This is a genomic window from Mycobacterium sp. (assembly GCF_039583785.1).
Classification (GTDB): domain Bacteria; phylum Actinomycetota; class Actinomycetes; order Mycobacteriales; family Mycobacteriaceae; genus Mycobacterium.
In genome coordinates, this window is record NZ_JAVKSG010000001.1 from 72,123 (window position 1) to 84,344 (window position 12,222).

At 66.1% G+C, this 12,222-nt stretch carries 10 protein-coding genes; 8 read left to right on the plus strand and 2 right to left on the minus strand.

The genetic code is table 11. The features are described from left to right. The first annotated feature begins 583 nt into the window (after positions 1-583). Complete coding sequence (locus ABDV69_RS00370) at positions 584-928, plus strand: DUF3349 domain-containing protein (RefSeq protein WP_343571316.1); 345 nt, start codon at positions 584-586, stop codon at positions 926-928. 9 nt (positions 929-937) lie between these two features. Here ABDV69_RS00370 and ABDV69_RS00375 read toward each other — a convergent pair whose 3' ends face one another. Next, positions 938-1,978: an NAD(P)-dependent alcohol dehydrogenase gene (locus ABDV69_RS00375; RefSeq protein WP_343571317.1), complete on the minus strand. Its 1,041-nt coding sequence runs from the start codon at positions 1,976-1,978 to the stop codon at positions 938-940. A 112-nt stretch (positions 1,979-2,090) separates the two neighbouring features. Further along, positions 2,091-3,194, minus strand: a complete 1,104-nt coding sequence (locus ABDV69_RS00380; protein ID WP_343571319.1) for an iron-siderophore ABC transporter substrate-binding protein — start codon at positions 3,192-3,194, stop codon at positions 2,091-2,093. Positions 3,195-3,365: 171 nt separating this feature from the next. Here ABDV69_RS00380 and ctaD point away from each other — a divergent pair, with 171 nt between their 5' ends. From ctaD to ABDV69_RS00415, 7 genes are all read left to right on the plus strand, one after another. Beyond that, positions 3,366-5,099, plus strand: a complete 1,734-nt coding sequence (gene ctaD, locus ABDV69_RS00385) for a cytochrome c oxidase subunit I (RefSeq protein WP_343571320.1) — start codon at positions 3,366-3,368, stop codon at positions 5,097-5,099. A 25-nt stretch (positions 5,100-5,124) separates the two neighbouring features. After that, the gene (gene serB / locus ABDV69_RS00390; protein WP_343571321.1) at positions 5,125-6,360 is read left to right on the plus strand and encodes a phosphoserine phosphatase SerB; all 1,236 of its coding nucleotides are present in this window, start codon (positions 5,125-5,127) and stop codon (positions 6,358-6,360) included. A gap of 69 nt (positions 6,361-6,429) precedes the next feature. Next, positions 6,430-7,272, plus strand: coding sequence for an ABC transporter ATP-binding protein (locus tag ABDV69_RS00395; protein ID WP_343571322.1), 843 nt, complete (start codon positions 6,430-6,432; stop codon positions 7,270-7,272). Further along, positions 7,269-8,096, plus strand: a complete 828-nt coding sequence (locus ABDV69_RS00400) for an NUDIX hydrolase (RefSeq protein WP_343571324.1) — start codon at positions 7,269-7,271, stop codon at positions 8,094-8,096. Before ABDV69_RS00395 ends, ABDV69_RS00400 begins: the two co-directional genes overlap by 4 nt. Then, positions 8,084-8,842, plus strand: coding sequence for an enoyl-CoA hydratase (locus ABDV69_RS00405; RefSeq protein ID WP_343571325.1), 759 nt, complete (start codon positions 8,084-8,086; stop codon positions 8,840-8,842). The genes ABDV69_RS00400 and ABDV69_RS00405 overlap by 13 nt, the downstream gene beginning before the upstream one ends. A gap of 387 nt (positions 8,843-9,229) precedes the next feature. Continuing rightward, the gene (locus ABDV69_RS00410; RefSeq protein ID WP_343571327.1) at positions 9,230-11,455 is read left to right on the plus strand and encodes a cellulase family glycosylhydrolase; all 2,226 of its coding nucleotides are present in this window, start codon (positions 9,230-9,232) and stop codon (positions 11,453-11,455) included. 138 nt (positions 11,456-11,593) lie between these two features. After that, positions 11,594-12,157 (plus strand): TetR/AcrR family transcriptional regulator C-terminal domain-containing protein, encoded by a 564-nt coding sequence (locus ABDV69_RS00415; RefSeq protein ID WP_343571328.1) that lies wholly within the window; start codon positions 11,594-11,596, stop codon positions 12,155-12,157. Positions 12,158-12,222 lie beyond the last annotated feature (65 nt).

Below are 12,222 nucleotides of genomic sequence, written 5' to 3' on the forward strand. Positions count from 1 at the left end.
CCTGCCGCTGACCCGGCAACGTCTGATTGGTGAACTCGGTCTGGATGCGGTGGTTACCGGCGAAATCGCTTGACCAGTAGAAGCTTTGCGATGCTGGTCGCTGCACCGGCGGATCCGCCGACATAGGCCTGCACCGTCGGCGCGATCGATGGCTGGCCGGCGGTGGCCAGAGCGGCTAGCCACCGCGCAGCGTCGTCGCGGTGCGCGGTGTCGAAGACCCGCACAGGGCAGGGCATTCAATTGCCGATGCTTCGTCCCGGGTCTCGTATCCAATCGATGTCTGTGCCCATCGCGCAACCGTCAAGGACGGGCAGGTAGCGAGCGCCGAGCCTACTGTCGGCCCTGAGGGCTCTCGCCGGCCGCCGTGGCGATGCCGGTCGACCAATGGCGCGAATACTTGAGAATAATCGTTCGAACCTTCACGCAACCAAAGCGTGACCAAGAATCGCCAAGCAAAATTCAGAAAGACTGCGGGTCAAGGAGGTTCAGCTGTGTACAGACGTGTCATGAACGGCGTATGAATTGTGCACACAGGCGGGCGCGAAAGTGGCGATGCTGACCACACAGCCACGACACTGGCGCGGTGGCGATTACCCCAGCTTCCGCGGTCAACTTCTTCCGCTCCGTGATCACGTGGCTGCAGGTCGGTTACCCCGACGGCGTCCCGGGGCCCGACCGCGTCGCGCTACTGGCGCTGCTGCGCAGCACGCCGCTGACCGAGGCAGAGATCACCGAGGTGGTCGACTCGATCGACGAAGAAGAGCTGTCCGACAACGACATCGACCGCGATGTGATCGCCGACTTCATTTCCGACGTGACGCACTACGACGCGGGCCCGGAGAACATCGCGCGGGTGGCCGCCCGACTGGCCGCCGCCGGTTGGCCGCTGTCCGGCATCGGCGACCAGGCCGGCACGCCGGGGTCCTGAGGGCCCAACTCACAGAGTCGATACGTCGATCACGAAGCGGTAGCGCACATCGCTGGCCAGCACCCGCTCGTAGGCCTCGTTGACGTAATCCGCTGCGATGACTTCGATTTCGGGCAGCGTGTTGTGCTCTGCGCAGAAGTCCAGCATCTCCTGGGTCTCGGCGATGCCACCGATGTTGGACCCGGAGAGGCTGCGCCGCGCCAGCGCCAGCGGGAAGACCGGCACTTCCATCGGGTGCTCGGGAATGCCCAGCTCGACCAGCGTGCCGTCGACGTCGAGCAAACCCAGATAGGCGCCGAGGTCGAGGTTCGCCGAGACGGTGTTCAGGATCAGGTCGAAGCTGCCCCTCAGCTTCTTGAAGGTGTCCCGGTCGGCGGTGGCGTAGTAGTGCTGGGCGCCCAGGCGCAGACCGTCTTCCATCTTCTTCAGCGACTGCGACAGCACGGTCACCTCGGCGCCCATCGCGGCACCGAGCTTGACGCCCATGTGCCCCAGGCCGCCCAGGCCGATGATCGCCAGCCGCGTACCGGACCCGGCTTTCCAGTGCCGCAGCGGCGAGAACAGGGTGATACCGGCACACAGCAGCGGCGCCGCTTTGTCCAGCGGCAGCGAATCGGGGATGCGCACGACGAAGTTCTCGTTGACGACGACGGCCTGGCTGTAGCCGCCCTGGGTGATCGTGCCGTCCTTGTCTTTGGCGTTGTAGGTGAACGTCGCACCGTTCTTGCAGTACTGCTCGAGGCCGGCGCTACAGCTGCTGCAGTGGCCGCAGGAGTTGACCATGCAGCCCACGCCCACGTGGTCGCCGACCTTGTGCTTGGTGACTTGCGCGCCGACGGCGGTGACGACGCCGGCGATTTCGTGGCCGGGCACGATCGGGTACTTGGGGACGCCCCACTCGGCTTTGACGGTGTGGATGTCGGAGTGGCAGATGCCGGCGAACTTGATGTCGATAGCGACGTCGTGCGGGCCGGGGTCGCGGCGCTCGATCGTGGTCTTGGTCAGGTGCCCCGACTTATCGGAAGCGGCGTAGGCGGAAACGGTGCTCATCAGCGATCCTCTGCAGTGCGCGAAATTTCGTGTCGAATTCCATTGAACGCCACCCATATTAACATAGGCAAGCTATGCATTTCGATGAGTGAGGTGGACCTCACACCGAGAGCTAATTGATCGGCGCGTTGATCCAGCGCAAGTCGTCGATGATGCCGCGGGCGGCGACCACGCCTTCGCCGGTTTGCCAGATCTCGTTGTTGACCACGAAGACCCGGTTGTCGCGGGCGGCCGACAGGCGGCGCCACGCGTCGCTGTCGAAGATGGTCGGCGCGCGGTCTTTGGCGGCCGCCGAGTCGAACGACACGTAGACGACGTCGGCATCGGCCGCCGCGAAGTTCGCGTTGCCCGAAAGGTCGTTGTCGGTGCTGCCCACCTCGATATAGGTCTTGTCGGTAAACCGTTGCGCCGCAGGCCGATCCATGCCGACGGTGGTCAAGACGCTGCCCGGGAAACTGTCGGCCCCGTAGATCCGCACGGCGTTCTCGGTGAACTGCACGACCGACGCCTGGTAGTGGGCGGCGTCATGCGCGGCGCCATCGTCGTGGGCCATGGTGGTGAAGCGGTCGATCACACCGTTGGCGGCATCGGTCCGAGCGGTTGCCTCGGCGACTCCGCGAAAGTTGTTCTGCCATGCGGCCCCGGGTGCGCCGGTGAACACCGTCGGCGCGATTCCCGCCAAGTCGGCGTACAGCTTCGGCGTCAGGGCCTGCGAGCCGAGGATCAGGTCGGGTTTGGCGGCCTTGATGGCGCCGAGGTCGGGGTTGCTGCGGGTGCCCACGCCCGGCAGCTCGTGCACGACGGTGCCCAGGTATGACGGTTGATCCGACGAGCCGTCCGGCAGCGCCGCCCCGACGATGCGTGACTGCAGACCCAGCGCGCACAGCGCGTCGAGTTGGTCGCCGGAGAGCACGATGATGCGCTGCGGGTCGTCGGGGACCTCGGCGGTGTCGGGCTGGACGCCGGCCGCGTTGTGAGCGATGCGCGGCGACGCCGGGGCGTCGAGGCCGGCGGGTTCGGGGGCGCAGGACTCGTCTGGTCGACGTTGGTTGCCCAGTACGCCTGCGCCGGCGATTTGGGTGGTGCTGGTGATCACCGAGGACTGAGACGACTTGTTTCCGCCGGATGAATCCGAGGTGCAACCGCTGCAGCCGACGGCGCAGATGGCTGCCGTGGCGGCAGCGGCGAGAGCGGGTCGTACACCCCTGATCGGCACGGCTCCGACGTTAACATCCGGCCAGGTAAAGCCGCGTCCGGCGAGTCCGGGCACAAGTGTGCATCCGCTTATTACGACAGTTTGTAGGACCTGGCCGTCGCCGCGGCCGTGCAGAGGCTAGACTCGCTACCCAGTGACCGCGGTTGCCCTGCTCGACGTTTGGAGGAGTTCTTGACTGCCGAAGCGCCCCCGCTGGGAGAACTCGAGGCCAGTCGCCCGTACCCGGCGCGCACAGGTCCTAAGGGCAATCTGATCTACAAGCTGATCACCACCACCGATCACAAGATGATCGGGATGATGTATGTGGTGACATGCTTCGCCATGTTTTTCACCGGTGGGTTGTTGGCGCTGTTGATGCGGGCCGAATTGGCCGCACCCGGACTGCAGTTTTTATCAAACGAGCAGTACAACCAGCTGTTCACCATGCACGGCACGATCATGCTGCTGCTCTACGCGACGCCGATCGTGTTCGGCTTTGCCAACCTGGTGTTGCCGCTACAGATCGGCGCGCCGGACGTGGCGTTCCCGCGGCTCAACGCCTTCTCGTTCTGGCTGTTCCTGTTCGGCGCGCTGATTGTGCTGGGGGGTTTCATCACCCCGGGGGGCGCGGCGGAATTCGGCTGGACCGCTTATACGCCGCTCAGCGATGCGATCCACTCGCCGGGCGTCGGTGGCGACCTGTGGATCGTGGGCTTGATCGTCGCCGGTTTGGGCACCATCCTCGGCGCGGTGAACATGATCACCACGGTGGTCTGCATGCGGGCACCCGGGATGACGATGTTCCGGATGCCGATCTTTACCTGGGCCATCCTGGTGACCTCGATATTGATCCTGCTGGCCTTCCCGCTGCTGACCTCGGCGCTGTTCGGCCTCGCCGCCGACCGGCAACTGGGCGCCCACATCTACGACCCGGCCAACGGCGGAGTCCTGCTGTGGCAGCACCTGTTCTGGTTCTTCGGACATCCCGAGGTGTATATCGTCGCGCTGCCGTTCTTCGGCATCGTGACCGAAATCTTCCCGGTGTTCGCCCGCAAACCCGTCTTCGGCTACACCACGCTGGTCTACGCGACGCTGTCGATCGCCGCCCTGTCGGTCGCGGTGTGGGCGCACCACATGTTCGCCACTGGCGCGGTGCTGCTGCCGTTCTTCTCGTTCATGACCTACCTGATCGCGGTGCCCACCGGCATCAAGTTCTTCAACTGGATCGGCACCTTGTGGAAGGGGCAGTTGACCTTCGAGACACCGATGCTGTTCTCGCTCGGCTTCCTGGTCACCTTCCTGCTCGGTGGTCTGACCGGCGTGCTGCTGGCCAGCCCGCCGCTGGACTTTCACGTCACCGACAGTTATTTCGTGGTCGCGCACTTCCACTACGTGCTGTTCGGCACGATCGTGTTCGCCACCTACGCCGGCACCTACTTCTGGTTCCCGAAGATGACTGGCCGGATGCTCGACGATCGCCTGGGCAAGCTGCATTTCTGGCTGACGTTCATCGGTTTCAACACGACGTTTTTGATCCAGCACTGGCTGGGCGACATCGGCATGCCGCGTCGTTACGCCGACTACCTGCCCACCGACGGGTTCCAGCCCTACAACGTGGTGTCCACGATCGGCGCCTTCATCCTAGGTATCTCGATGCTTCCGTTCGTCTGGAACGTCTTCAAGAGCTGGCGCTACGGCGAGGTCGTCACCGTCGACGACCCGTGGGGTTACGGCAACTCGCTGGAGTGGGCGACCAGTTGCCCGCCGCCGCGACACAACTTCACCGAGCTGCCGCGCATCCGGTCCGAGCGCCCCGCGTTCGAGCTGCACTACCCGCACATGATCGAGCGGATCCGCGCAGAGTCTCACGTGTTTCGGTCGGACGGCGACGTCGCCCGGGCCGACGACATCAACGTCCGCACGTAATGCCTTATCGCGGAGGCCATCTGGGGTGAGCAGCCCCCGCAAGGTGTCGGCACTGATCACCGTCACCGGTCACGACAAACCAGGCGTGACGTCAGCGCTGTTCGAAGTCCTCTCCAGGTACAACGTCGAGCTGCTCAACGTCGAGCAGGTGGTGATCCGAGGTCGGCTCACGTTGGGTGTGCTGGTGACGGCGCCATCGAAGGTCCTTGACGGCAAGGCTTTTCGGGACGAAGTCGAGGCTGCCATTCACTCGGTAGGGCTGGACGTCACGATCGAGCGCAGCGACGATTTGCGGATCATCCGCGAACCCCCGACGCACACGATCATGGTGCTGGGCCGTCCGATCACCGCTGAGGCGTTCGGCGCCGTCGCGCGCGAGGTCGCGTCGTTGGGCGTCAACATCGACCTGATCCGCGGTGTGTCCGACTATCCCGTCACGGGTCTCGAGCTTCGGGTCTCCGTGCCGTCGGGCGTCGGGGGACAGCTGCAGGAGATGTTGACGCGGGTCGCTGCCGACGTCGGCGTCGACGTCGCGCTGGAGGACTACAGCATTGCGCGTCGGGCCAAGCGGCTCATCGTGTTCGACGTCGACTCGACGCTGATCCAGCAGGAAGTCATCGAAATGCTCGCGGCGCGAGCGGGCGCCGAAGACGCTGTCAAGGCGATCACCGACGCCGCCATGCGCGGCGAATTGGACTTCGCCGAGTCGCTGCACCAGCGGGTCGGCACGCTGGCCGGCCTGCCCGCCGAGGTGCTCGACGACGTCGCCGACGACGTGGAGCTGACTCCCGGTGCGCGGACCACCATCCGCACGCTGCGCCGCCTGGGTTACCACGTGGGTGTGGTCTCCGGCGGCTTCCGGCAGGTCATCCAGCCGCTGGCCGACGAGCTGATGCTGGACTTCGTCGCCGCCAACGTGCTCGAGGTCGTCGACGGCAAACTTACCGGGAGGGTGCTCGGCGAGATCGTCGATCGGGCCGGAAAAGCCAAGGCGCTGCGCGACTTTGCGAGTCAGGCCGGGGTGCCGATGGCGCAGACGGTCGCGGTCGGCGACGGCGCCAACGACATCGACATGCTGTCGGCCGCCGGCCTGGGCATCGCGTTCAACGCCAAGCCCGCACTGCGCGAAGTCGCCGACGCGTCGCTGAGCCACCCCTACCTGGACACCGTGCTGTTCCTGCTCGGAGTGACGCGCGGCGAGATCGAGGCCGCCGACGCGCTCGACGGCGTGGTGAGCCGCGTCGACATCGAAACGGAATAACTGCCGAGCAGCTGTCAGGCGAGGTAGCCCGGCAGCCGTCGTGGCGCCGCGGTACGGCACGATGGTCGGATGGCCGAAAACGTTGGTGAGGCAGTCGACCCCGATCTGCTGATCGACTTCGCCGACGTGTCACTGCGTCGCGACGGCCACACCCTGGTCGGTCCGGTGACCTGGTCGGTTGAGCTCGACGAACGCTGGGTGATCATCGGGGCGAACGGCGCCGGCAAGACGTCGCTGTTGCGCATCGCCGCGGCGGCCGAGCATCCCACCTCGGGGGTCGCCCACGTGCTGGGGGAGCGGCTCGGCCGGGTCGACATGTCCGAGCTGCGCTCACGGGTGGGTCTGAGCTCCTCGGCGCTGGCGCAGCGCATACCCGGCGACGAGGTGGTGCGCGACCTGGTCGTCTCGGCCGGCTACGCGGTGCTGGGCCGATGGCGGGAGCGTTACGAAGACGTCGACTACAACCGCGCCGTCGACATGCTGGAGAGCTTGGGCGCTGAGCATCTGGCCGACCGCCGTTACGAGACCCTGTCCGAGGGTGAGCGCAAGCGGATCCTGATCGCGCGTGCGCTGATGACCGACCCTGAGCTGCTGTTGCTCGACGAACCCGCCGCCGGCCTCGACCTGGGCGGACGCGAGGAGTTGGTGTCCCGGCTGGCCGACCTGGCCGCCGATCCCGACGCGCCCGCGCTGGTCCTGGTCACCCACCACGTCGAGGAGATCCCGCCCGGCTTCAGTCACTGCATGCTGTTGTCGGAGGGGCGGGTCGTCGCAGCGGGATTGCTGGCTGATGTGCTGACCGCAGGAAACCTGTCCGCGGCGTTCGGTCAGTCGATCGATGTGGACGTGATCGACGGGCGTTACTTCGCCCGTCGTACCCGCACCCGCGCGGCACATCGGAGGCGTTCATGAGTGACGACACATTTGTCCCGTTGCCGGTGCGCCCGGCTGCGACGGTGATGCTGGTGCGCGAAAGTCTGGCGGGCGCAGAAGGTCTAGAGGTCTTCCTGATGCGGCGCCACTCGAAGATGGAGTTCGCGCCGGGGACCATGGTGTTCCCTGGCGGCGGTGTCGACGACCGCGACCGCAACGCCGATATCGCGTGGAGCGGACCGCCGCCGCAATGGTGGGCGCAGCGGTTCGGTACCGGCACCGAACTGGCCACGGCACTGGTGTGCGCGGCGGCCCGGGAGACGTTCGAGGAGTCCGGGGTGTTGTTCGCGGGCCGGGCCGACGACCCGGACGGAGTTGTCCGCGACGCCTCGGTCTACGCCGACGCCCGCCGCGCCCTCGATGACCGGACGCTGTCGTTCGCCGACTTTTTGCGCCGGGAAAACCTGGTGCTGCGCTCGGATCTGCTGCGGCCGTGGGCCAACTGGGTCACGCCCGAAGCCGAGCGCACCCGTCGTTACGACACGTATTTCTTCGTCGGTGCCCTGCCGGCTGGGCAGCGGGCCGACGGCGACAACACCGAATCCGATCGCGCGGAGTGGACGACGCCGCAGGCCGCCATCGCCGACTTCGAAGCCGGCCGCTGCTTCCTGTTGCCGCCGACCTGGACCCAGCTGGACTCGCTGATCGGGCACCCGGTGGCTGATGTGCTGGCGGTGGAGCGTCAGATCGTCACCGTCCAGCCAAACGTCCACATCGACGGCGAAAACTGGATTTTCGAGTTCTTCGACTCCGATCGCTATCACCGGTCCCGCCAGGCCGGCGGAATGCGATGGCGGAATTGAGCGAGTTCGTCCACGTCCATCTGGACGCCGACCGTCGCGGCATCGGGACCGTCGTGCTCTCGCGACCGCCGACCAACGCGCTGACGCGGCAGGTGTACCGCGAGATCGAGCAGGCCGCGGACGAGGTGGGCCGTCACGATGGCATCGCCGCTGTCATCCTGTTCGGCGGCCATGAGATCTTCTCCGCGGGTGACGACATGGCGCAGCTGCGCACGCTGACCGCGCCGGAAGCCGAGAGTTGGATCCGCGTGCACCGCGCCGCCGTCGACGCCATCGCGGCGATTCCCAAGCCCACTGTCGCCGCGATCACCGGATACGCGCTGGGCGCCGGGCTGGGACTGGCACTGGCTGCGGATTGGCGGGTGAGCGGGGACAACGTCCGGTTCGGTGCGACGGAGATCCTGGCCGGGCTGGTTCCCGACGGGGACGCCATGGCGAGGCTGGCCCGCATGGTCGGGATCAGCAAGGCAAAGGAGATGGTGTTTAGCGGCCGGTTCTTCGGCGCCGAGGAGGCCAAGGAGCTGGGGTTGATCGACGAGATGGTGGCTCCCGACGGCGTGTTCGACGCAGCCGCGACGTGGGCGAGTCGCTTTGGCGACACCCCGCGATCCGCGCTCGCCGCGGCCAAGGCCGGCCTCGACGACGTCTACCGGGTTGCGCCGACGCAACGATGGGATGCTGAGCGCCGGCGTTATCTGGAAGTGTTCGACGCACCCGACACCCAGCCCGCAGCTGAGGCGACATAGGGCTTCGTCGCGGCAGCGGCAGGTATCCGCCTGCCCCGCGTCTGCTCGCGGAGCGTCTTGTCCAAGAAAAGCCTGAGATTAATCACCAACGATGAGATGCTTCTCGTCGAGTGCCACGCTGACTTCGCGTGGCGCCCGAGCTATCCGGTTGATGGCGTGTTGAACTGGTCTTATCCCTGCCCCCGAGCGGGCTGCGCCGGTAACATGGGCGGTTCTGAGATCGGCATTGACAAAATAATTCCCACCCGGTAGATATCCGAACCAACGCCTAGACAGAGTCCAAACCTGAGAGTAGGCACAGTGATGATCGCATCGAACAACGGTCGTCGTCAGGTAGCAAGGGCTCGCGGTCGTGTGCGGGGCGTACGCACCACTGCGGGTGCATTTTTGACATTCGGTCTGATACCACTGACTGCGACGCCGTCGGCTAACGCCGATATCGGGGACGTGGTGGCGGACCCGGTCGTCACTGCGATCACCTCGGCGTTGACGGGTGCGACAGACGCGCTTGCAGGCCTTGATCCCGCGGCGGGCCTGTCGGCCCTCGACCTGGGTACCGCGGGGCTGGACACGGGTGCGGTCAGCGCGGCCGCTGCGGATCTGGCCGGTAGCAGTGCGTCAGCCTCGGCGGTGTCGGATTCGGCGACGGCCGCTTCGTTCGACTCGGTGCTGCACACCCTGGAACAGGAGTGGATCACCAGCGCGGCCGGGATCAAGTTCGACGACAACGTGAACACGCTGTGGACCGACTTCGGCGGTAGCGGCATGTTGATCGGCGACGGCCCCAATGGCGTCGATGGCGGAACCCTGGCCGAAGCCACCGGCGGCAACGGGGGGTTGCTTTTCGGCGACGGCGGTAACGGGGCCACCGACGCCGCCGGCGTCGGCGGTGCCGGCGGGGCTGCAGGTCTGTACGGCGACGGCGGCGACGGTGGCGCCGGAGCCGACGGCGGCGCCGGCGGTGCCGGCGGGGCTGGCGGGACGGTGCTCGGCGACGGTGGCAACGGTGGCAACGGCGGAGAAGGAGTGACCGGCGGCGCCGGCGGCGACGGCGGGGCGGCCACCGGCCTGTTCGACAACGGCGGTAATGGCGGCGACGGCGGGGCGGCCACCGGCTCCGGTGTGCTGCCGGCGCTCGGCGGCGCCGGGGGCAACGGCGGGGTGTTCGGCGACCACGGCGCAGCCGGCGGCTACGGGACGATCGCGGGTGAATCCGCGCCCACATCCACCCAGGCCGCGATCCCCGACAACGGAACCAACACCGACGTCGGCGCGGTGTTGCCCCTGACCACGACCGGCACCTACCTGACCGACAGCACCGGACAGGTCGTGCTACTGCACGGCACCAACCTGGTGATCAAGGTCCCGCCCTACACACCCGAAGGCGCCGGATTCAACAGCGCCGATGCCCAGTTCCTGTCGGAGAACGGCTTTAACGCAGTGCGCCTCGGAATCGACTGGGCTGCACTGGAACCCGAGCCCGGTGTGTATGACACCTCGTATTTGGCCTCGATCGAATCGACCGTCCAGACCCTGCACCAAGACGGGATCGTCAGTATCCTCGACGTGCACCAAGATGGCTACAGCACCGAATTCGGCGGCGAAGGCGCACCCGCGTGGGCGACCGAATCCAACGGGGCGGCCAATCCCGCCCTGCCCTTCCCGTACATGGAATTCTTCAACCCCGCAGAGACCCAGGCGTGGGATTCGTTCTGGTCGAACAGCGACGCGCCGAACGGAATTGGGCTCGAGGACGACTACTCGCAGATGCTGCAGTACCTCGCCAGCGCCTTCAACGGCAACCCCGCGATCGCCGGCATCGAGATCATGAACGAACCTTCACCGGGCTCGGACACGCTCTCGACGCTGCTGGGCAGCCAATTCTTCGACGCCCAGGAATTGACCCCCTTCTATGACCAAGCGTCCTCGGCGATTCGGTCTGTCGACCCGACCACACCGATCTTCTTCGAACCCGACGCGATCACCACTGAAGGTCTGCCGATCGGCCTGGGCACCGTCAACGCCACGGGTACGGTGCTGTCGTTCCACGACTACACCGGGGCCAGCTCAGTGCAGAACGCCTTGGAATACGCTCAGGCGCATGATATCCCGGCATTCATGACCGAATTCGGCGCTACCGACAACCAGGCGACGATCGGCAGCATCATGGATGACGCCAACAAGGATCTGACTGGTTGGACCGAGTGGGCCTTCACCGGCCAAAACGACATCACCACCACCGCGTCCCCCTCGAGCATCGAGTCGCTGGTCTACGATCTCGCCCAGGCGCCGACCGGCGACAATGTCAACACCGCGACTCTGGAGACCTTGGCTTCACCATATCCGCAGGTCATCTCGGGCACCCCGGACTCGTACTCGTTTGCCAACGGTGTCTTCCAATTCAGCTACTCCACCGAAGCGCCCGACGGACTCGGCAGCTTCGCCGCCGGGTCACAGACCACCATCTCGGTGCCGGCCGTCGAATTCCCGCACGGCTACGCGGTGGCAGTCACCGGCGGCGAAGTCGTGTCAGCGCCCAACGCCGCCGAATTGGTCATCGCCTCCGATAGTGGTGCAAGCACCGTCAGTGTCACCGTCAGCCCGACAACGTGATATACGCGTTTGATAACCGAAGCCCACCAACCGGTCGACACCAGCGCTGCGCAATCCCCGCGCCGTGGTCGCCCGCCGCAGATCAGCCGCGAGCAAATCGTTGCCGCGGCGCGCAGCGTGCCACGCGACCAGCTGACGATGAAGGCCATCGCCGACGCCCTGGGCGTCAGTCGAAAAGCGTTGCACCACCACGTCGGTGACAAGCAGGGCCTGCTGAATCTCGTCGTCGCCGACCTCTTCGAATCCGAACTTGCCGACATCGACCTGCCGGATGCGGATTGGCAAGCCGTGCTGCGCGCGTGGGCACATGCGTTCCGCGACGGCGCGGTGCAGGTCGGCGTCGCGACCACCTACGTCCAATTGCACGGCATGGCGGGGATAACCGCGATGAAACTGACCGAGCGCGTTGTCCAGTCACTGTTCGATGCCGGGTTCGACGAAACCCTCGCTCGCCGAGGATTATCTCTCATCTCGAATGTGGCGATGACGCACGCGAACATCGATCTGGTCAAAATCCAGCATCAGGGCAGGTATCCCCAGGAGGCGGAGCTCACGGATGTGCTCGGCCGCGCCACGGCCGAGCAGTTCCCCGGCCTGCGCCGAATCCTCGCTTCCGTACAGACCGAGGCACCCGACGACCAGTTTGAATTCGAACTCGACCTGGCGATCGCGGGTCTCAGACAACTCCTGGAATCCACCTGAGACCGCCGCCGCGGCAGGGGACTGGAGGCTACCCAGAGCCAGGATGCCCGCCGGCCCGCTCGGCC